This is a genomic window from Desertivirga arenae (genome assembly GCF_017355785.1).
Lineage (GTDB): Bacteria > Bacteroidota > Bacteroidia > Sphingobacteriales > Sphingobacteriaceae > Desertivirga > Desertivirga arenae.
This window is the reverse complement of record NZ_JAFEWE010000010.1, coordinates 95,277-117,166: the sequence shown is the minus strand read 5'-3', so window position 1 is coordinate 117,166 and position 21,890 is coordinate 95,277. Positions and strand designations below refer to the sequence as shown.

Annotated in this window: 15 protein-coding genes; all 15 read left to right on the top strand. The window is 41.6% G+C overall.

What is annotated here, in order from left to right:
* Nucleotides 1–133: 133 nt before the first annotated feature.
* The 15 genes from J4N24_RS18455 to J4N24_RS18385 all read left to right on the top strand — a co-directional run bounded on the left by J4N24_RS18455 (nt 134) and on the right by J4N24_RS18385 (nt 21,707).
* Nucleotides 134–2,656, top strand: coding sequence for an L-rhamnose mutarotase (locus tag J4N24_RS18455; protein ID WP_207535195.1), 2,523 nt, complete (start codon nt 134–136; stop codon nt 2,654–2,656).
* Nucleotides 2,657–2,800: 144 nt separating this feature from the next.
* On the top strand, nt 2,801–3,886 hold the full coding sequence (locus J4N24_RS18450; protein WP_207535194.1) for a Gfo/Idh/MocA family protein: 1,086 nt from the start codon (nt 2,801–2,803) through the stop codon (nt 3,884–3,886).
* Between the two features lie 2 nt (nt 3,887–3,888).
* On the top strand, nt 3,889–5,472 hold the full coding sequence (locus J4N24_RS18445) for an SLC5 family protein (protein WP_207535193.1): 1,584 nt from the start codon (nt 3,889–3,891) through the stop codon (nt 5,470–5,472).
* Between the two features lie 111 nt (nt 5,473–5,583).
* A complete protein-coding gene (locus J4N24_RS18440; RefSeq protein WP_207535192.1) occupies nt 5,584–6,348 on the top strand; it encodes a DeoR/GlpR family DNA-binding transcription regulator in 765 nt (254 codons plus the stop codon).
* A gap of 7 nt (nt 6,349–6,355) precedes the next feature.
* On the top strand, nt 6,356–7,768 hold the full coding sequence (locus tag J4N24_RS18435) for an L-fucose/L-arabinose isomerase family protein (RefSeq protein ID WP_207535191.1): 1,413 nt from the start codon (nt 6,356–6,358) through the stop codon (nt 7,766–7,768).
* 14 nt (nt 7,769–7,782) lie between these two features.
* Nucleotides 7,783–8,607 (top strand): transketolase, encoded by an 825-nt coding sequence (locus J4N24_RS18430; RefSeq protein WP_207535190.1) that lies wholly within the window; start codon nt 7,783–7,785, stop codon nt 8,605–8,607.
* Between the two features lie 6 nt (nt 8,608–8,613).
* Nucleotides 8,614–9,579: a transketolase family protein gene (locus J4N24_RS18425; RefSeq protein WP_207535189.1), complete on the top strand. Its 966-nt coding sequence runs from the start codon at nt 8,614–8,616 to the stop codon at nt 9,577–9,579.
* A gap of 44 nt (nt 9,580–9,623) precedes the next feature.
* Nucleotides 9,624–10,562, top strand: a complete 939-nt coding sequence (locus J4N24_RS18420) for a D-ribose ABC transporter substrate-binding protein (RefSeq protein WP_207535188.1) — start codon at nt 9,624–9,626, stop codon at nt 10,560–10,562.
* Between the two features lie 3 nt (nt 10,563–10,565).
* Nucleotides 10,566–11,204, top strand: coding sequence for a DUF2291 domain-containing protein (locus tag J4N24_RS18415; RefSeq protein WP_207535187.1), 639 nt, complete (start codon nt 10,566–10,568; stop codon nt 11,202–11,204).
* A gap of 10 nt (nt 11,205–11,214) precedes the next feature.
* The gene (locus tag J4N24_RS18410) at nt 11,215–12,723 is read left to right on the top strand and encodes a sugar ABC transporter ATP-binding protein (protein ID WP_207535186.1); all 1,509 of its coding nucleotides are present in this window, start codon (nt 11,215–11,217) and stop codon (nt 12,721–12,723) included.
* A gap of 7 nt (nt 12,724–12,730) precedes the next feature.
* The gene (locus J4N24_RS18405; protein WP_207535185.1) at nt 12,731–13,705 is read left to right on the top strand and encodes an ABC transporter permease; all 975 of its coding nucleotides are present in this window, start codon (nt 12,731–12,733) and stop codon (nt 13,703–13,705) included.
* Nucleotides 13,705–15,180: an FGGY family carbohydrate kinase gene (locus J4N24_RS18400; protein WP_242691718.1), complete on the top strand. Its 1,476-nt coding sequence runs from the start codon at nt 13,705–13,707 to the stop codon at nt 15,178–15,180. Before J4N24_RS18405 ends, J4N24_RS18400 begins: the two co-directional genes overlap by 1 nt.
* A 97-nt stretch (nt 15,181–15,277) precedes the next feature.
* Nucleotides 15,278–16,864 (top strand): glycoside hydrolase family 43 protein, encoded by a 1,587-nt coding sequence (locus J4N24_RS18395; protein ID WP_207535184.1) that lies wholly within the window; start codon nt 15,278–15,280, stop codon nt 16,862–16,864.
* Nucleotides 16,865–17,103: 239 nt separating this feature from the next.
* Nucleotides 17,104–20,262: a SusC/RagA family TonB-linked outer membrane protein gene (locus J4N24_RS18390; RefSeq protein ID WP_207535183.1), complete on the top strand. Its 3,159-nt coding sequence runs from the start codon at nt 17,104–17,106 to the stop codon at nt 20,260–20,262.
* Between the two features lie 17 nt (nt 20,263–20,279).
* Nucleotides 20,280–21,707, top strand: coding sequence for a RagB/SusD family nutrient uptake outer membrane protein (locus J4N24_RS18385; protein WP_242691717.1), 1,428 nt, complete (start codon nt 20,280–20,282; stop codon nt 21,705–21,707).
* Nucleotides 21,708–21,890: the final 183 nt, after the last annotated feature.

Here is a 21,890-nt window from a genome sequence, read left to right as displayed (position 1 = left end):
GATAGCGAAAACGCTAAAAATGCTCCTTTGACTGCAACTTTTGATAGTTTGCAAGTTCAAATACAGTAAGTAGTAAATAGAATGAGTGCATTTAACTTCATGATCAACTTAAATAATCGTCCTTCTTTTAACCATGTATAATTCAATCAAACGATTCTTCTGCACCATCGCTATTTGCTCCTTAATAGGTTTTAGTGGGTTTTCTGCAGAAATCTGGGTATCGCCAACAGGCTCGGATGTAAATCCGGGAACGAAGGAAAAGCCTCTTGCTCATATTGATATAGCCTTAAGGAAAGCGAGGGAATTACGACGCCTGGCTGACCCTTCAATAGCAAAGGGAATTACTATTTATCTTAAGAGTGGATTATACCAGCTCGAGGAAACTTTATTTATAAGACCGGAGGACTCTGGGACACCTTCCAGTCCGACTATCATTCAGTCTGCTTCAGAAAACAAGGCTATTTTGAGTGGCGGAATGCAGGTAAAAGGTTGGCGGAAAGCAGGTGACGTTGCTGGTCTTCCCGCTGCGGCAGCGGGAAAAGTATGGGAAGCTGAAGCCCCATTAATTGGAGACGAAATTCTTAACTTCAGACAGCTTTGGGTTAATAATTCAAAGGCAGTTAGATCCAAGAATACCCAGGGTGATTTAATGGAAAGGATTCTTTCGTGGAACAAAAAGGATGAGACATGCTGGATTCCGAAGCCTAAAGCAGGCTTGAGTAATATAAAGGGAATGGAAATGTTTATCCACCAATGGTGGGCAATCGCGATCCTCAGGGTAAAAGCCGCGGAAGTGAAAGGAGATAGTGTGAAGTTATCTTTTTATCAACCAGAAAGCCGCGTACAATCAGAACATCCATGGCCTGCTCCCTGGATATCTAAGGAAACCGGAAACTCTGCATTTTTTCTTTCCAATGCCATTCAGTTCCTGGATGAGCCAGGAGAATGGTATTTGGATAGACGATCTGCGAAGATCTATTACTGGCCAAGACAGGGCGAGATAATGTCGTCTGCTGATGTCCGTGTTCCTGCTTTAGAAACCTTAGTAAGGATGCAGGGGACAATCGACAGGCCTGTTTCCAATGTCTTTGTTAAAGGTATCTCCTTTCAACATGCTACCTGGTTGTATCCCTCAAAAAATGGACTGGTTCCTCATCAGGCCGGAATGTACATCCTGGATGCATACAAGCTGAAAATACCGGGGACACCCGAAAAGAAATCCCTGGAAAATCAGGCATGGGTAGGACGGCCAGCCTCTGCAGTGGAAGTATCTTATGCAAATAATACTGCGTTTGAGAATTGCCGGTTTGAACACACTGCTTCTACTGGATTAGATTATAAAGTTGGAACGAACAATAATAAAATAGTAGGTAATCTATTTAAGGATATTGGAGGAACGGCAATCCTTGTTGGAAAGTTTTCAGATGAGGCCCAGGAAGTGCATTTACCTTACAATCCTGCTGATGAAAGAGAGGTTTGCTCCAATGAATTGATCAGCAACAACCTTATTACAGATGCAACTAATGAAGATTGGGGATGCGTAGGTATTGGAACTGGCTTTGTTCGCGGAATCAAAATTCATCATAACGACATCAGTGAGGTTTCCTACTCCGGAATTTCTATGGGATGGGGTTGGACGAAGGCCATCAATGCGATGCGTGATAATTCGATCATAGCGAACAGAATTGTCAGATATGGAAAGCATATGTATGATGTGGCTGGCATTTACACCTTATCTGCTCAACCGGGTTCAGTAATAACTGAGAATTGTGTGGATAGTATTTATAAAGCGCCCTATGCGCACGACCCTAATCACTGGTTCTACCTATACACCGATGAGGGTTCCTCTTATTTCTCTGTAAAAAATAATTGGACGACTACAGACAAATATCTTCAGAATGCAAATGGACCTGGTAACGTATGGGAGAATAATGGACCGCAGGTTGCGGATAGCGTTCGGTTAAATGCAGGCCTTGAGAAAAACTATCAGTACCTGCTTAAGGACAAGAGCAAGGCGACTAGCTCGCGAGAGATCAATCATTCTGAGCGTTTCAAGGTTGTTGAGCTGATCGATGATGCGGGAAACGCTCATAATACTGCTAAAATTAAGGCGCTTTGTCAGAAGAACGAAATCGCCGGGGTAGAAATACATCGTTGGAAGAACCATTCAGTTATCTATGGCCGAATAGAGAATCCAGAATCACTTCGTCGTGAACTACTAGCCGCGTTTCCTGGTAACTCTGTCAAGATCTACAATGCTCCTTTTTATGAATTTAACAGGAAGAAGAGTTGCGGAGGTAATGGAATAGTTAAAGAGTGGGATAATATTTTCCTAACAGCTAATCTAGTGAAGGATTCTTTGTTACAGAAAGAATATCTGGATTACCACGCTACGCAGTTCAAAAAATGGCCAGAGGTATCACAGGGATTCTGCAATGCGCAGTTTCAGCAGTTACTTATTTTTAAGAACGGTCCGCAGTTAATGTTGGTAATAAGCATTCCGAAAGGGGAGAGCTTGGATAAATTGAATCTCAAAACGACAGAGAATAATCCGAGGGTAGAAGAGTGGAATAGGGTTATGAGCAAGTACCAGGAAGGCATCCCGGGTACTAAGCCAGATGAAACTTGGGTGTTTCTTGAAAGAACAGACAAATAATTAATTCGCGGTTGGCCTGAATTATCAATCAGGCTTTCCAATAAAGTAATAATTGATATTTTAACAAGGAATTCTAGAATGAATAGCTGGTGCTAACCATCAATCAAGCCCGCTTCCTTCTCTGAAATCCGTACCAGAAAACATATGCTAAAACTTGGAATACTTGGCCTTGGGGAAGGCAGAAGCACAATCTCCGCTGCACTAAGCAGCGAAAAATGGGAGTTGAAAACTATTTGTGATATGAATGAGGATACGTGTAAACAGCGCGCAAAGGAGTTCGATTTTCATAATTACACTACGAAATACCAGGATATGCTGGATGATCCGGAGATAGATGTAATTGCTATTTATACACCTGACCATCTTCATGCTGAACATATTAAGCAAGCTATGCTCCACGGCAAGCACGTAGTATGTACAAAACCTTTTATCGATGACCTTGCTCAAGCAAATGAATTGCTTGAGGTTGCGGAGAAAACAGGTAAAAAAGCTTTTGTAGGTCAGAGCTCAAGGTTTTTTGAACCAGCCAAACGTCAGCGCAAAGACTTTGAAGCTGGATTAATTGGAGAGTTAATTACTGTTGAGAGTCATTACCACGCGGATCATCGTTGGTTTTTAAAGAAGGGCTGGTCTTTGCTTAATTCTTTCAAATGGCTATACGGTGGCTTAAGTCACCCTGTAGATTTCATCAGATGGTATTTGCCAAATGTAGAGGAGGTGATGGGATATGGTATGATCAGCAGTAATGGTGTAACCGCTGGTTTGAAAAATGAAGATACCATGCATTTTATCTTCAAAGCAAGTGATGGCAGGATTGCCAGGGTTAGCGGTGCTTACACTGGTCCAACTCAGCCAGCAAGTCGCGATAGTGGAATGACTGTTATCTTAAGATGCACCGAAGGGGCTTCTCAAGCTGATTATCACGAGCTACGTTATTCTGTTACCGATAAGACCGGGGAGGAGAAAATAGTTCGTTGGGGTGACGATACAATGAAACATTATTTCCGTTTCGAAGGTCAGAGTCACCACGCCGGAGAATATCAAAACTACCTTGATTATTTTGCTGATAGCCTAAACGAAGGGTTCACTGCATACCCGGACATCAAAGAAGGTATTGGAACTATTGCTTTATTGCAGGCGATGGACCGGACACTTCAGACGGGTATGCCTGTAAAGATAAAGGATATTCTGAATGAGTTTGATATATCTCCTGAAAGCATAAGCCTCTAAGTATGAACGGAATTGTATCAAAACTAACCATTTACGACTATGCAATTGTTGTTGCCTATTTGGTGATATTAATTGTTATAGGTTACAGAGCAAGTTTCGTCGACAAAAAGAAAGACGACGAGACCCTTTTTTTAGCTAACAAGTCCCTGGGCTGGTCTAGTATAGGCTTCAACATGTGGGGGACCAATGTTGGTCCCTCTATGCTTTTAGCCTTCGCCAGTATCGGCTACAGCACGGGGATTGTTGCAGTAAACTTTGACTGGTATGCATTCGTATTCCTTATGCTTCTGGCTTTGGTTTTTGCTCCAAAATACCTAGCTGCCAAAGTATCAACCATGCCTGAATTTATGGGTAAAAGATATGGAGATTCAACTCAAAATATCCTCGCCTGGTATGCATTGATCAAGATTCTAATCTCCTGGCTATCGTTAGGTCTTTTTGCTGGTGGTTTTCTTGTTCGTCAGATCCTGGGCATTGCTATGTGGCAGTCTGTAATTGTACTAGTACTGTTTGCAGGTTTGTTTGCTTTTGCTGGCGGATTAAAAGCAATAGCGAAGGTAAATGTATTCCAGATGATCCTGCTTATTGGTGTTTCTTTAACGCTTACTATTCTTGGTATAAGTAAGGTTGGAGGCTTGGATAAAGTATATTCAAGTGTTCCTGCCGATTATTGGAATTTAATACACCCTGCAACTGATCCCAAATACCCCTGGCCCGCCATCCTACTTGGTTATCCTGTGGCAGCTGTAGCCTTTTTCTGTACAGACCAGGCTATGGTTCAGTCAGTTTTGGGCGCCAAGAACCTTGAACAAGGTCAGTTGGGAGTGAACTTTATCGGCTGGTTGAAGATCCTTTCGTTGCCGTTGTTTATCCTGACTGGAGTGCTTTGTTATATCTTGTTTCCAAATTTGAAAGATCCGGCAGAGGCCTATATGACTATGGTTACTAATCTTTTTCCTCCGGGGCTAAATGGTTTGGTGATCGTTGTATTAATTGCTGTGCTTGTAGGAACGATCGGTTCTTCTCTTAATTCATTAAGCACGGTATTTACTATGGACATCTATGTTAAAAAGATCAATCCTGCAGCATCTAACAAACAGATCATCCGTACTGGAAGAATGACCATCCTGGCCGGATGCGTATTTGCCGTATTAATGGTTCTGGCAATAGACAATATTAAGGGACTTAATCTTTTTGACGTATTTCAATCGGTTTTAGGCTTTATAGCTCCTCCATTGTCCGTTGTGTTCCTGCTGACTGTGTTTTGGAAGCGGACAACACGAAAGGCAGTAAACTTCACTTTATCTGCGGGGTCTATCTTTAGCCTTACAGTAGGAGTAGTTTACTTGTGGATATTAACTCCTGACAAGTTCCCATTCTGGCCGCATTACCTATTGTTATCATTCTACATCTTCCTGTTCTTATTATTACTAGCCATGCTAATTTCCTTAACGGACAGAACTCCTCAGGTTTATATTGCAGACGAGACTGTTGTTATTGCGAAGCCAACTGCAAGGGTTAAAATAGCTTGGGCAGCCCTGGTTATTGTTATGGTATTACTCTATCTGATATTTACGGGGCATTAGCCCCTTTTTTATTATTTCTTTCGAATAGTTTCGTTTATTAATTATTTCTTTTATTTTTGATATGTAATCATTATAACCGAAAATTGCTTTTCAACCAATTAGGAAAAGCTTATGCTTGCAAATCAAAGAAGAGATAAGATACTCGACCTGCTCAAAGAAGATGGGTCTGCAAAAGTCGCTGACCTTGCCCGGCTGTTTAAAGTAACAGAGGTAACGATCAGGCAGGATCTTGAGAAATTAGAAAAAGACGGATTAGTGCTCAGGGAGCATGGAGGTGCTTTCCTGAAAAATGTAGAGGATCAGGTACGCACATTCTCGCTTTCACATCAGGATAATATGGACAAGAAAGAGCTGATTGCTATTAAATGTCTTGAATTTATCGAAAGCGGAGATACTATCATCCTGGATTCTGGCAGCACAACCACAGAAATTGCAAAAAAGCTGAAAGGGATAAAGAACCTAACAGTTATAACCAATGCATTAAATATAGCCTTGATGCTTGGCGCGGAACCAGGCATTGAGGTAATAATGACCGGCGGTGAGTTTAAACCACCAACACTTTCTCTCACCGGCCAAAAGGCCGCAGATTTTTTTAGCGGCTTGAATGTCCAGAAGTTGTTTCTCGCAACAGCTGGAATATCTTTAAAAGCAGGGCTTACCTATCCTAGCATCAGTGACCTTGTAGTGAAAAAAGCAATGATCAATGCTGCTGACACCACTTACCTGGTGGCAGATTCAACAAAGATCGGAAAGTCATCATTAGCGAGCCTTGGTGCTTTGTCTCTAATTAATTACATCATTACCGACGCGGGTATTGAAGATAAATACAAGAATTTATTTAGCGAGAACGAAATAGAGCTAATCATAGCAAGTTAAACCAAAAATGAAAGAACAAATTAGTTTAGGTGTTATTATAGGCAACAGGGATTTCTTTCCCGACAGACTGGTAGCCGATGCAAGAACGGAAATAATCGAAGAATTAGGAAAGCAAAATATAAAACCAATACTTCTGGAAGACTGGGAATCGAAACTCGGAGGGGTCGAAACCTTTCGGGATGCTCAGAGGTGTGCAGATCTGTTTAAAAAGCACAAAGAGGAGATCGTAGGTGTTCTTGTTGTATTACCGAACTTTGGAGATGAAAGAGGAGTGGCGGAGACTCTTAAGCTAGCAGGATTAAATGTTCCTGTGCTAATTCAGGCATATCCGGATGATTTAGACAAACTTGATGTTGCGCGCAGACGCGATTCATGGTGCGGAAAGATTTCGGTGTGTAACAACCTATACCAATATGGTATAAAGTATACCCTGACTACAAAACATGTTGTCAGACCTTCTGATCCTTCTTTTCAGGAAGATCTTAAAAATTTCATCGGCGTTTGTCGTGTCGTTAAAGGTCTCAGAACGGTTCGTATCGGGGCTGTCGGTGCAAGACCAGGTGGTTTCAATACTGTTCGATATAGTGAGAAGATTCTCCAAAGACACGGTATCTCTGTAGTTACTGTTGACCTTTCTGAAATTCTCGGGGCCGCAAACAAGCTGACGAAAGATGATATCGTGGTACAGGAGCGCTTGCAGAAGATTACAAACTATGCCAATCCCGGACAAACTCCTTCGGATGCCTTAATTCAAATTGCAAAACTGGATGTAGTGCTGCATGATTTTATGCAAGACAATTCTTTAGATGCAACAGCAATACAGTGCTGGACCTCGCTACAAAAGAATTACGGCTGTAACGTATGTACCAGCATGAGTATGATGAGTGAAAATATGCTGCCGAGTGCATGTGAGGTTGACGTTACCGGAACCCTTACCATGTATGCTATGCAATTGGCATCAGGTTCTCCCAGCGCTTTAGTAGATTGGAATAATAATTACGCCTCCGACGAAGAGAAGTGCGTTTTATTTCATTGCGGCAATTGGGCAAAATCTTTCCTTCCCGACATTGAGATCAGTAATGCACCGATACTTGGTACAACCGTAGGTGTTGAAAATACTTATGGTGCCCTGGCTGGTCGTACGCCTGCAATGCCTTTAACTTATGGCAGGATCAGCACAGATGATACCCGGGGTGTTATTAAAGCATATTTTGGTGAAGGCGAATTGACAGACGATGCCCTGAACACTTTCGGAAACCGTGCAGTTGCCAAGATCAATGACCTTCAGGGATTGATGCACTATGTATGCAGGAACGGATTTGAGCATCATGTTGTAATGAATGCATCCAGAACTGCTGCTGTGCTCAAGGAAGCTTTTGGTAATTATTTAGGCTGGGAGATCTACCAACACAACAACTAAAACTACATAGAGACATGACAGAGAGGGAACTTAAAGCTAAATCGGTAGAATATCGCAAAAAGATACTTAAATACATTTATAAAGCTAAAGCCGGACACACCGGCGGTAGCTTATCATGTATCGATATCCTCAATGTACTATATAATCAGGTTTTAAATGTAGGTCCTGATAATTTTAAGTCGCCAGATAGAGATCGTTACATACAAAGCAAGGGGCATTGTGTTGAAGCGCTGTTTGTAGTGTTGGCAGATAAAGGCTTTTTTCCCGAATCAGATCTGGAAACGCTTTGCCAGTATAAATCACATTATATCGGTCACCCGACTCGAAAAGTAAATGGGGTAGAGCAAAATACCGGGGCTTTAGGTCACGGACTGCCTTTAAGTGTTGGTGCAGCTATTGCTGCCCGTCTCGATGAAAAAGACTATAGAGTCTTTACCTTATTGGGTGATGGGGAATTACCAGAAGGATCAAATTGGGAAGCTGCTTTAACAGCTTCTCATTATAAACTGGATAATCTTTGTGCGATTATAGATCATAACAAACTTCAGATTACAGGAAGGACCTCCGAGGTTTGTAATACAGACCCGATAGATCAAAAATTTGAGAGCTTTGGTTGGGCTGTGAGACATATAGATGGTAATGATGTTCAGCAATTAAAGGAGGCTTTCGAAGCTATACCTTTTGAAAAAGACAAACCTAGTCTTATACTGGCTCATACCGTTAAAGGAAAAGGGATCAGCTATATGGAAGATGTTTTGAAATGGCACCATGGAGTTCCAACCGCAGAAGAGTTTGAGAAGGCGCAACACGAACTCGATGAAGCATTAACCTTAATCTAGAAAAACATGGAAGTAATAACAGATAAAAATACAGTCATGGGAATGGCGAATCTGGAAAAATTTTCTGAGACCCTCCAATCGCTAGCCGAAACAGATAAAGATATTATTGTAGTAACAAGTGACTCCCGGGGCTCAGGAAAGCTCGTGCCCTTTGGAAACAGGTTTCCCAAACAACATATTGAGATCGGTATTGCAGAGCAGAACCTTGTTGGCGTTGCAGCTGGAATAGCATCTGCTGGAAAGAAAGTATTTGCAGTGTCCCCGGCTTGTTTCCTTACCGCACGGTCATTTGAACAAATTAAAAATGACGTAGCTTATTCAGATAATCCTGTAAAATTAATTGGAATAAGTGCAGGAGTAAGTTATGGAGCACTGGGTTCTACTCATCATAGCTTGCACGATTTTGCGGCACTACGGGCAGTGAATAATATTATTGTAGCTGCTCCTGCAGATAATTACGAAACTGAGCAAGCTATTCTCCAGGCCTCGGCCTTACGGCAGCCGGTTTACCTCCGTTTCGGTAAGAAGAATGTGCCAGACCTTCCTGGTCAGATAGAAGCTCCGTTTCAGTTCGGAAAGGGAAGGGTGATACGCAGGGGGGAAGACATTGTGCTGATCGGGACAGGTGAAACCGTTCAACCTGCACTTGAAGCAGCAGAGCAGCTGGCTGTAGATAATAATATTGATGCTACAGTAGTAAGTATGCACACGATAAAGCCTTTAGATTACGAGCTTTTAAGTCAGCTGGCCGAAATGGGAAAACCAATTATTACTGTCGAAGAACACAGTGTATACGGTGGCTTAGGTGAAGCTTGTGCTTCATATCTAATGGAAAACAATTACAGAAACAAGTTTAAGATAATGGGAATTCCTGATGAGTATACTGTTACAGGCTCTCAGAACGACATTTTCAGACACTACGGGCTTTCTTGTGAAGGCATTGCAGCGGCAGCACTAAAGCTCTTGCAATAAATAAACACCAGAATTATAACCTTTTACTAACCAATCTATCCTCAATGAAGAGAATTATTAATATACTCTTTCTACTCGTGCTTATTGTGATTACGGGAGGATGTAAGAATCAATCTACCGAAAACACACCAAAGAAAGTGGCAGTTATCGTATCTACTCTCAATAATCCCTGGTTTGTAGTGCTTGCCGAAACTGCAGCAGCTAAGACCAGAGCTTTGGGGTACGAAACGAAAATATTTGATTCTCAAAATAATACAGCTTTAGAGGCTGACCATTTTGAGAATGCTATTACCTCCGGATATAATGCCATCCTGTTTAACTCTACCGATGCTGATGGTTCTATTGTCAATGTAATGAAAGCAAAAGAGGCCGGAGTTCCTGTCTTCTGTATGGATAGGGAGGTGAATTCCACAAAAGCTGCTACATCTCAGATCCTTTCTGATAGCTACTCTGGTTGCATTGCCATTGGGAAGTACTTTGTGCAGAGCCTGAAAAAGAAAGGCAATTACGTTGAGCTTCTAGGTCTGGTGGGTGACAATAATACCTGGGCCCGTTCAAAAGGATTCCACAGCGTAGTAGATAATTACCCCGGCTTGAAGATGGTAGCACAGCAGAGTGCAGACTTCGATAGAAACAAGGCGATGGAGGTGCTGGAGTCCATTCTTCAGGCGCATCCTGATATTGATGCTGTCTTTTGTGGTAATGATGCAATGGCAATGGGAGCCTACCAGGCTCTTGCGGCAGCTGGTAAGGCCAATAGGGTAAAAGTTTTTGGCTTTGATGGTGCTGACGATGCATTGCAGGCTATAAAGGAGGGTAAGGTAATGGCTACTGGGATGCAGTACCCTAAAATTATGGCAGAGACAGCAGCCCTCTACGCTCAGAAATATTTTAATGGGAAACGGGATTTCCCCCAAAAAGTACCAGTTGCAGTTGAGATGGTAACCGGAGAAAATGTTCGTAACTATATTACTAAGAACTAAGCTATGAATAGAAGAAATATAAAATTACTTGTAGCTTTTGTTCTTGTTGCGGTAGTTGGATATAACTCTGTATATATCCGGAAATTAAGCGAGGTTAAAGCTCAGGGAGTAGGAACAAAGTTCAATACAACTAAATACAGCAGAGAGTTCTGGGATAGCAAGCTTATTCCTAATCTGGGAAAGGCCATTGAGGTTAACCAGTTGATGCAGGAGATGCATGCGGATAAAGATAGAACTTTTAATACTTATGCTCACGCCTTAGGGATAGGAAACCTTCAATATTTTATGATCAAAGGAGAAGGCGAAGTGCTGGCGGTAAATGAAAATACGGTTACTGTAAAAACACAAGCAGGTGCAGAAACGCAGAACCTGCAAATAGAAACCGAATATGTTTACGGGAACGCAGTCAGAGACGCTTCTGGGCTATTGAATATGAATGCCTTTGATAATACTACTGAATTTAATGAAGTATCTGCCGGAATCAATAAGATCATTAGAGAAGAAGTAATTCCATCATTCAAGAAAACAGTTGCCGCCGGATCCCGGATAAGCTTTGTTGGAGCAATTGAATTAAACAAGAAGTTTCTGGATACCAGTAAAATTACACTTACACCTGTTCAAGTCAAGTTTTTAACTAAATAAAAAAGCCTATATGCTTGTTGTAGAGAATGTAACCAAACGTTTTTCAGGCGTAACAGCTTTGGAAAATATAACACTCGAAATTCATGGAGCTGAAGTAACTGCAATAATTGGAGAGAACGGAGCAGGCAAGTCTACCTTAATGAAAATCTTGTCGGGAGTTTATCCTGAATATGAGGGCCGGATTATTTTCAAAGGAAATACAGTTCGCTTCTCAAATCCTAAAGAAGCTCAGGAATGTGGTATAGCTATCATCCATCAGGAGCTAAACCTTATCCCTTATTTAAGTATCACCGAAAATATATTCCTGGGAAGGGAAATGGAAACATCTTTTGGTGCTTTAGATAAAAAAGCAATGCGAAATAAAACTCGTGAATTGCTGGAAAAGCTAAAGCTAAAGGTAGAGCCTGATACCTTAATCGTCGACCTTAAGGTTGGACAGCAGCAAATTGTTGAAATTGCGAAGGCGCTTTTAACAGAATCAGAAGTGATTATAATGGACGAGCCGACCTCGGCCATTACTGAAAGTGAAGTGAAGGTGCTGTTTGAGATCATTAATAATCTCAGAAGTGAAAACAAAGCCATAGTTTACATTTCGCATAAGCTGGATGAGCTATTCAAGATAGCCGACCGGTATATTGTTCTTAGGGATGGGAAGATGATCGAATCAGGAAGGATGGATGGAATGAAGACAGATGACATCATTCAGAAAATGGTGGGAAGAGAAATCAACCTGATCCGTCGTAAAGACCTTCAGTGTACATCCGAGGACGTGCTTTGTGTTAAAAATCTGTCCTTAAAAAATCCTAATAGAAAAACCGAAGACTTTCTTAAAGACATTTCTTTTTCATTGAAGAAAGGGGAGGTACTGGGAATCTTTGGCTTAATGGGTGCGGGACGAACAGAACTTCTGGAAACGATCTTCGGACTGCATCCCAAGCTTGCCAAAGGGGAAATTACAATGGATGGAAAGATAGTGCCCATAACTTCCTCTTCCAGTGCTATCAAAGCAGGTCTTGCTTTGGTGCCCGAGGACAGGAAAAAGGATGGACTCGTACTTGGATTAGATGTTCAGAAAAACATAGGTATCACAACACTTAAGGAGAATCAAACACTTGGTGTACTTCTCAATGACGGAAAAGAATCGAAATTATGTGAGAAGTACCGCGAAGACTTGAAGATTAAAACATCCTCGGTAAAGCAAACAGCAGATAGTTTAAGTGGGGGCAATCAGCAAAAGATCGTTATCGCTAAATGGCTAGCTACTAATCCTAAAGTATTACTGCTGGACGAACCGACACGGGGTATTGACATCAATGCTAAGAATGAAATCTATAAGCTTATTCTAAGCCTTGCTGATAAAGGAATGGGTATTATTATGGTTTCTTCCGAGCTTCCTGAAATCCTTGCAGTTTCAGACCGGGTACTTGTTATGAGTGAAGGGGTGGTGACTGCCGAAATACCTATTGCAGAGGCGAGCGAAGAAATTATTCTAAAAGCTGCTATTCCAAATTCAATTTAAACTTCTAATGGAACTGAAATTATATAAGCCATATCTGGTTAAATTCCAATCACTAATTGCACTTCTGATACTGTGTTTATTAATAAGCATTCTGTCAGATAAGTTTCTTACGATGTCTAACGGATGGAACGTGATGAGGCAGATATCTGTAAACATCACCATTTCCGTAGGAATGACCTTGATTGTTCTGACTGCAGGAATTGACCTTTCTGTTGGTTCTGTACTTGCACTGTGTGGTGCTATCACTGCAGGTCTCCTTAAAAATGGAATACCTTTACCCTCGGCTGATTTGTTCGTTGGTTTTACATTATTAGGAGCTATTGTTATTGGTTTGTTACTGGGATTCTCTTTAGGAGGCTTTAATGGTTGGGTAATTACGAAATTCAAAGTCCCTCCCTTTGTAGCCACTCTGGCGATGCTTACTATTGCCCGGGGCCTTACATTCCTGTACACGGAAGGATTTCCGATCTCTGGTATGGGAGAGAAGTTTGCATATCTTGGTACAGGCTGGCTTTTTGGTATTCCTGTCCCCGTATGGATATCTGCTATAGTGGTTGCAATTGCCGGGGTAATTACCAATAAAACCAGGTTGGGTAGGTATATCTATGCTATCGGCGGTAATGAAAGTGCATCGAGGCTATCCGGGATTAATGTTAACAAGGTAAAAATAGTAGTCTATTCAATTGCAGGAGGCCTGGCTGCAACAGGTGGCATTTTGGTAACATCCCGCTTAGATTCCGCTCAGCCTAATGCTGGGGTGAGTTACGAGCTCGATTCTATAGCTGCGGTGGTTATAGGCGGAACGTCTCTGGCCGGTGGAAAAGGAAGTGTTTTAGGAACGGTTCTGGGAGCAATTATTATTGGAGTTTTGAATAATGGACTTGTGCTGCTAAATGTATCGCCTTTCTGGCAGCAAGTGGTAAAAGGTGCTGTAATTCTCCTTGCTGTAATTATTGATAAATCTAATTCAAAGAACGACTGATGAACTCATTTATAATTTCTGTTGATCAGGGAACCAGCAGTACAAAAACCCTTGTATTTGATGAAAAAGGACAGGTTTTTTCGAGGGGATTGGCGCCTCTCAAAACAGAGTATTTCGGGGATGGATTTGTTGAACAAGATCCGGAAGGAATCTACCAGAACGTGCTGGCTTCTGTAAGAGACTGCATAAAAGAATTCAGGGACAAGGGTGGACAGATCACTGATATAAAAGCTTGTGGAATCTCTAACCAAAGAGAAACATTTGTGATTTGGGACGAGGCGGGAAGACCTTTACACAATGCCATAGTTTGGCAATGCAAACGATCGATTAAAATATGTGAGAGGTTAAAGGATCAGGGAATGAATGAGGTGGTACAGTCCAAAACCGGCCTGATCATAGATCCTTATTTTTCAGGTACTAAGTTGTTGTGGCTTTACGAAAATAACGCAGCTGTAACAACAGCAGTAGATGAAGGACGCGCCTATTTCGGTACTGTAGATTCCTGGTTGCTGTTCCGCTTAACTAATGGACAGAAATATTTTACAGACTATACGAATGCATCCAGAACATTATTTTTCAATCTGGCGGAATTAAAGTGGGATGCCGAACTATTAAATTCTTTTGGTTTGTCCCGGCTCAAATTGCCTGAACCCAGGCCTTCCTCTAGTTATTTTGGAGAGTCTGACTTCGATGGGATTTTTGAATTAAAGATTCCAATTTGGTCGATGATAGGTGACTCTCATGCTGCGGCATTCGGGGAGGGTTGTTTTTCTCCTGGCACGGCAAAAGCAACATTAGGAACAGGTTGTTCCATCCTGATGAATGTTGGTGAATTACCTCCTGCATCGGGAAGCGGTATGATCAGAACTGTATGCTGGAGTTCAAAAGATAGGGTTGATTATGCATTGGAAGGGGTAATTGTTTCCTGTGGCGCTACAATAGAGTGGATTAAAAACGAATTGGGGCTCATAAAAGATAGTATGGAAACAGAAGCTATTGCTCTTTCTGTTGATAACAATAATGGGGTATATATTATTCCTGCTTTCAGTGGCTTGGGTGCTCCTTACTGGCAGATGAATAGAAAGGCTTCTATTGCTGGTCTTACCTTTGGTGCTAATAAAAACCACATTATCCGCGCGGCACTCGAATCAATCCCATATCAAATTAAAGATGTAATTTCAGCTATGGAATCAGACACGGGTATTCCGCTCAAGGAGTTAATGGTTAACGGAGGCATTACAAAGAATAAATTCGTGTTGCAATTTTTGGCAGATCTTCTGGAGAAAAATGTTGTCCATATGGGGATGCCTGATGTATCCGCCTTAGGTGCAGCATACCTGGCTGGTTTAGGAATCGGTCTTTTTGAAAGTATAGATCAGTTGAAGATGTTAAATAGCAGAAAGGAAGTGAATACGCCTGCAGCCCATCCCATGGTTCATAGGTCTTATAAAGGCTGGCTCGAAGCTATTGCATAAGATGATTAGTACATCGATGGTTAACAAGCGGACGGTAAGCTGAGCCAGCAGTGTGACTGCCGGAAGAAGGATATCGCAAAAATTATTTAGTTAGATTATGTTTAAAGTATGTCTTGGTTTCTTCATCTGCTTCATAGGTTTACCTTCTTTTGTTTATTCTCAGTGGAAATCTGATCAGGGCGACGGCACTTATAAAAACCCTATACTCTATGCTGATTATTCAGATCCCGATGTTATTAGGGTTGGGCACGATTATTATATGGTTGCATCAAGTTTTACTTGTCAGCCGGGGATCCCTTTGTTACATTCAAGAGATCTGGTTAACTGGACTATTATTAATCATATTTACTCAAATCTACCTTTAGAACGATATAAGAAACCTCAGCATGGGCAAGGGTCCTGGGCTCCGGCAATTCGCTATCATAACAAGAAGTTTTACGTTTATTTCTGTACGCCCGAAGATGGTCTATTCCTTGCAACAGCAAAAGATCCGCGTGATAAATGGAAATTACAATTGGTCCAGGATGTTGGTAACTGGGAGGATCCCTGTCCTTTCTGGGACAGCGATGGAAAGGCCTATCTTTTAAGAGGCAGGGTAGGAGCCGGACCTGCAATTTTACATAGAATGTCTGATGACGGAACAAAACTGCTGGATAATGGAAAACTGATCTATAGGGATGACAATAAACAACCGATTCTGGAAGGCTTTAAGTTTATGGAAAAGCGAGACGGCTATTACTATTTCGCGGCTCCTGCAGGGGGAGTTAGCACAGGCTGGCAATCTGTTTTTCGTTCAAAAAATATCTATGGCCCTTATAAAGATAAGATTGTTTTGAATCAGGGCAACACAGCAATCAATGGCCCTCATCAAGGTGCATTTGTAGAGACCCCAACTGGCCAGACCTGGTTTATTCATTTTCAGGACAAAGGCTTCTATGGACGAATTGTTCATATGCAGCCTGTAGTTTGGAAGAAAGGCTGGCCTATCCCCGGAATAGATAATAATAACGACGGTATAGGAGAACCTGTTGACTCTTACAGAAAACCTGATGTGGCTAGCAAACACCCTATTCAGACCCCTCAAACTTCTGATGACTTTTCTTCAGCGCATCTTGGTTTGCAGTGGCAATGGCAGTCGGCTCCGGAGAAAGATTGGTATAGCTTGATGCCTGAGAAGAAGGTACTCAGACTTAATGCTGTTTCTTCTCCAACTGATGATGGAAGTCTGTTTTACGCAGGGAACTTGTTGCTTCAGAAAATTTCATCACCTAGCCAGACTTTTACCACTAAACTGACTCTTAGTGCAAATTCAGATCTTGTCAACGCTGGTCTCGCTGTAGTGGGGAACTACTACACTTCAATAGCTGTTCGAAAATCAGTCTCAGGCTTCGACCTGGTAGTGAGTGAAGGGAAAAGAGTTGAAAGGAAATTCCAATATCCCCAAGAACTCGTTAAAATCCCTCTTAATAACCCCACTGTCTGGCTTCGCACTATTATTCGTGAAGACGCTACCTGCAGTTATTTATACAGTCTCGATGGAAGGAATTTTACTAGCATCGGTAAAACCTATCCAGTAGAAAAAGGGATGTGGATCGGGGCTAAAGTAGGTATCTATTGTATTAATGGAGGTCTGACCCCTGAGGGGGGACACGCAGACTTTAGTTTTTTTCAGGTTACCAATTAAGCCCTATCAATTTCAAATCTTTTATTATTAATTTCATTTCGCTTTTAATAACCCTATAACTGTAAATAAAAGAAATTTTGTAGTTTCTTTTATTTACGATAAATTGTTTTTAATTTGCTTTTGCTAGCTAATTAAAACATAAGGCCCTGTGCCGTATCTACTATTCAACGAGAAATAATAAGGAGATTTTAACCAATTACTAACCAGTACATGTAAATCATGCACTAAATTTTTTACGTATGAAGCGAATACTATTGCTTTTTCACTTGCTATTGCTATCGGTAGCGGTTTACTCACAGACAAGACTTGTAAAAGGTCGTGTTCTGGACTCTAAAGATGGTGAAGCCCTGATTGGGGCAAGTATTAAAATTAAGGGGGAAGGAAAAGGGGCAACGACTGATGTCAATGGACGATTTAGTATAAACATTAATGATGCGAATCCGGTGTTGGAAGTATCTTACACCGGGTATAAGTCGAAGCAGATTTCTGTAGGAAATCAATCTCAACTGGAAATCAGACTGGAAGCCGATACAAGAAGCCTGAACGAAGTAGTTGTAGTAGGGTATGGAACTCAAAGTAGAAGGGCGGTTACCGGTTCTGTCGCATCGGTGAACTATGAAAAGTTCAAGGACAGGTCGGTTACCAACGTCACCCAGGCTTTGGCGGGGCAACTTCCTGGGGTTAATATCACACAATCGCAAGGAGCCCCGGGACAGTCTCCTAATATCCGTATCAGGGGAACAAGTTCGATCACTGCTGGCACAAACCCTTTATACGTAGTGGATGGTCTGCCTATTGAAAACTTCAATCTAAATTACATCAATCCACAGGATATTGAGTCTGTAGAAGTACTGAAAGATGCTTCGTCTGCAGCTATCTATGGATCACGAGGTTCTAATGGGGTAGTGATCGTGACAACCAAGCTGGGGAAACCTGGCCAGGTAAATATAAGCGCCGACTATGAGCACGGAATTCAGGATGTGACCCGTAAAATAGATCTTATGGACGCACAGCAATTCATCCAATACTATATTGATGCTCACAATAATGCTTATGCAGCTACGGGAGGCAATATTAACAATCCGAATAGTGCAAGACCTGTGCTTTATAGGATACCAGAGGATTTTACTAATCCGACTTTAAGAGCGCAACTTGGGAATGGCACCGATTGGCAGGATGTAATGTTCCGTTCTGCCCCCTCTGATCGTGCACAGGTTTCTGTATCTGGCGGGACAGAAAATACGCAATATTTATTTTCAGGCTCATACCTCGATCAGGAAGCGGTTCTTGATAATAACTATTTCAAACGCTTATCCATTCGTTCAAACATCCGGCAAAAGGTTTCAGAGAAGTTCAGTATCGGCTTAAACCTCGGCCTTACTGGATTATACGACCGCACGGATGGAACTGAAGGAAAGAGTGATGTTGTTAGTTTGGGCTTGCAAAGTGATCCAATATTCCCGGTCTACAATGAAAACGGAAACCTTGGTTTTAAAGATCCAAACTCAGCTTGGTACCGTTTTGCAACCTACACTGACTTGCAATTATGGCATCCTTATTCATTAACCCGTGAGGTTAAGAAACAAAACAAATCGTTCAATAGTCTTGGTACCGCCTTTGCCGAGTACAATATTGTGAAGGGTTTGAAATTCAGAACCAGTATAAATGCAAACCTCTTTAATACCCGTTACGACTTCTTTTGGAACAAGGATCAGAAGTTTGGTTATTCTTCAGCCCTGCCGGCTCAAGGCTCAGCTAACTCCCGATTCATGCTAAACTGGCTATCCGAAAACACCTTGAACTATCAGAAGCAGTTAGGATCACATAACTTCAATGCATTGGTAGGATATACCTTCCAGAAGCAAAGGGATGAATATATGGGAGTAGGAGCAGGAAATTTCCCTAACGATCTGGTAACTACCTTAAATGCAGGTACCGTCAACTCCGGAACATCACTTGCATACGAATGGGCGTTAATCTCCTATCTGGGAAGGTTGAATTATAACTTTAAAAACAAGTATTTCTTGTCAGGGGTACTTAGAAGAGATGGCAGTTCTCGTTTTGGAAAGAATAACAGATTCGGTTATTTTCCTTCAGTATCCGCCGGTTGGCTAATTTCGGATGAGGACTTCATGAAAGGTGTACCCGCAATAAGTAATCTTAAATTTAAAGCCAGTTATGGAGTTTCGGGTAACAATCAGATTCCTAACTATGGTCCGGTAGGTCTTCTTGGTTCTTCAAACTACGTTTACGGAACAAATCTTGCCAATGGTTTAAACATCACAAATATTCAAAATCCGGATCTTAAATGGGAGAAAACAAATATGTTTAACACCGGAATTGAGCTCGGTTTATTTAAGAATCGTGTGAATTTAAATGCGGAGTTCTACAATTCTATTACCAATGATCTATTGCTTAACGTTCCGGTTCCAGACATTACCGGTTTTTCCACACAGTTAACCAATATCGGAAAACTAAGGAACAGAGGGGTTGAGCTCAGCTTGAATACCAAGAACGTAGTGGGTAAATTTAACTGGAGTACAGACTTTAACATTTCTGGAAACAGGAATAAAGTACTACAACTTGGACCAGGTAATGCCCCTTTAATTTATCAGGACTTTGTGGTAGCGGTGAAGACAGAAGTCGGTCAGCCGATCTCAAATTTCTATGGCTATATCTTTGATGGTGTTTATAAGAACCAGGCAGAAATAGATGCGGGTCCAGCAAAAGGAGATGGAGTAACTACTCCTGGGGATCCAAGGGTTAGGGATGTGGATGGCGATGGTAAGATCACAGAGGCAGACAGAACTACTTTAGGAAATAACCAGCCCAACTTTATAGCCGGCTTAACCAACTCGTTTTCGTTTAAAGGTATCGAGTTTTCATTCATGCTTCAAGGTTCATTTGGAGGAGAGATTACTAATCAGCTGGTTCGTTATAATGGAATCTGGAACGGCGGTCGTAACGCGTATGCGGAAGTTGCGAATTATTGGAAATCAGAAAGTGACCCTGGCGATGGCAAGCATTTCAAACCTACTATCTCGCCAAAGGGCTATCAGGAGAAATTTTCTTCCTATTGGGTTGAAGATGCAACTTTTGTAAGACTAAGAAACATTCGTGTCTCTTATGCACTTCCAACAAAACTATTTGCAAAAACACCAGTCAAAAAAGCAAGGGTGTTCCTGAATGCCGAGAATGTTCACTTATGGAGCAAGTATTTAAACTATGATCCTGAAAATACTACTTACAATTCTACTTCATTTTCCAATATCTATTCAAATGCAACACCTACCGCTACATCTGCTGTAACGGTACCGACAGGAGCATTTATAGGCGTAGATTATGGATCATACCCTAATCCTCGCGTAATCACCTTTGGTGCTAAACTTGATTTTTAAACCTCAATTGAAAGAAGATGAAACTCAACATAAAGAAGCTAATCGTTTTATTCTTTGCCGGAAGCATTCTAGCAGGCTGTGAAGGAAAACTTGATCTCGCTCCAATATCTAACTCGAACGCTGAGAATTTCTATAAAACAACTCAGGATTTTGATCTCGCTGCAAATGCGGCATTCGCTACTCTTTATACTTTCTACAGTCCAACCAGTAGTGTATCATATTTTGCAGAGCAAATGTCTGACAATGCAACTATGTACAACGTGGCTGGTATCCAGGCCGACAGAAAAGCATTTAAAGATTTTGATCTCAAGCCGTCCAATACCGAAGTGTACCGTTTCTGGCAGGAGAATTACAAGGCGGTATATAATGTAAATGTGGTATTGGAAAAGATTGAAGCAGCTAGCTTAAGCGACCAATACAAAGAGTCGGCAAAAGCTCAGATGATGTTTCTGAGAGCCTTGTATTATTTCAACATGGTCCAGATGTGGGGCGATATTCCTTTAGTGACAAGTCCCCTAACTGCTGCCCAAAGTTATAATGTGCTCAGATCCCCCGCTTCGGACGTCTATAATCTTGTAATATCAGATCTTAAATATGCTGTAGATCATCTTCCTTTACCTGCAGCTGTTGCATCTACACCCGGAAAGCCTACAAAGTATGCTGCCGAAACTCTTCTCGGTAAAGTGTACCTGACTTTAGGAAGAAAGCCTGAAGCTGCTCAGGTTTTGATGGACGTATATGGAAAGTATAGCCTTGTTCCAAATTACGCTAACTTATGGGGAGCCACTATAAAAAATACCCCTGAGTCTATCTTCGAGATTCAGTATAAAGGAGGAGCTGGTAATCCATATAGTAACTACTGGACTGAATTCGCTCCTACAGAAAACTTTGTTCTTACACTTTTTGGTGGAGGAATGAACCAGGTTACAGATGATCTATACAATGAGTTTGAGGCTAACGATGTGAGACGCGATGTTACTATTGCGCCCGGTTATACAAATAAGGCAGGAACATTCATCCCTATCAAATTTCCTAACAAATGGGTAGACAAGACTGCACCGGCACCAAATGGACGGGAGTTAAGCAATAACAATTTTATGGTGCTTCGCTATGCCGACGTTCTATTAATGCTCTCGGAAGCAACGGGCGACCCCAAATATCTGAACGAAGTACGTGCAAGGGTAGGGCTTCCATTATTTGGAACAGCTCAATATCCTGCTAATCTATATCCTAGTCTTGATAGAGCAATTGAACATGAGAGAAGAGTTGAACTGGCCCTGGAGTTCCATCGCTTTTTTGATTTGAAAAGAACAGGTAGGGCGGTAGAAGTTGTCAAGAAAACAAAGCCGATAAAAAATGAAGGTCAATTAGTATTGCCAATCCCTCTGAACGTGATTCAGCAGAACCCCTCCATTTCCCAAAATTCAGCCTATCTTAATATGTAGGCCGAACTCGAAAATGTCTCGTATATTAGAAGAATCCCGTACAGAAATGGCGGGATTCATTTGATTTTATGATAACATCTTCTAATAACAAGTTAAGATGCTTGAATAACTGAGGGAACTAAGCCTTTAATTTTACCTTTGCTATGTTTCGCTCAGGGGGTATTCATGAACCACCTCAACGAG

Coding starts and splice junctions, on each gene's coding strand:
- J4N24_RS18455 (WP_207535195.1), top strand. CDS start 134: ATGTATAATTCAATCAAACGATTCTTCTGCACCATCGCTATTTGCTCC.
- J4N24_RS18450 (WP_207535194.1), top strand. CDS start 2,801: ATGCTAAAACTTGGAATACTTGGCCTTGGGGAAGGCAGAAGCACAATC.
- J4N24_RS18445 (WP_207535193.1), top strand. CDS start 3,889: ATGAACGGAATTGTATCAAAACTAACCATTTACGACTATGCAATTGTT.
- J4N24_RS18440 (WP_207535192.1), top strand. CDS start 5,584: ATGCTTGCAAATCAAAGAAGAGATAAGATACTCGACCTGCTCAAAGAA.
- J4N24_RS18435 (WP_207535191.1), top strand. CDS start 6,356: ATGAAAGAACAAATTAGTTTAGGTGTTATTATAGGCAACAGGGATTTC.
- J4N24_RS18430 (WP_207535190.1), top strand. CDS start 7,783: ATGACAGAGAGGGAACTTAAAGCTAAATCGGTAGAATATCGCAAAAAG.
- J4N24_RS18425 (WP_207535189.1), top strand. CDS start 8,614: ATGGAAGTAATAACAGATAAAAATACAGTCATGGGAATGGCGAATCTG.
- J4N24_RS18420 (WP_207535188.1), top strand. CDS start 9,624: ATGAAGAGAATTATTAATATACTCTTTCTACTCGTGCTTATTGTGATT.
- J4N24_RS18415 (WP_207535187.1), top strand. CDS start 10,566: ATGAATAGAAGAAATATAAAATTACTTGTAGCTTTTGTTCTTGTTGCG.
- J4N24_RS18410 (WP_207535186.1), top strand. CDS start 11,215: ATGCTTGTTGTAGAGAATGTAACCAAACGTTTTTCAGGCGTAACAGCT.
- J4N24_RS18405 (WP_207535185.1), top strand. CDS start 12,731: ATGGAACTGAAATTATATAAGCCATATCTGGTTAAATTCCAATCACTA.
- J4N24_RS18400 (WP_242691718.1), top strand. CDS start 13,705: ATGAACTCATTTATAATTTCTGTTGATCAGGGAACCAGCAGTACAAAA.
- J4N24_RS18395 (WP_207535184.1), top strand. CDS start 15,278: ATGTTTAAAGTATGTCTTGGTTTCTTCATCTGCTTCATAGGTTTACCT.
- J4N24_RS18390 (WP_207535183.1), top strand. CDS start 17,104: ATGAAGCGAATACTATTGCTTTTTCACTTGCTATTGCTATCGGTAGCG.
- J4N24_RS18385 (WP_242691717.1), top strand. CDS start 20,280: ATGAAACTCAACATAAAGAAGCTAATCGTTTTATTCTTTGCCGGAAGC.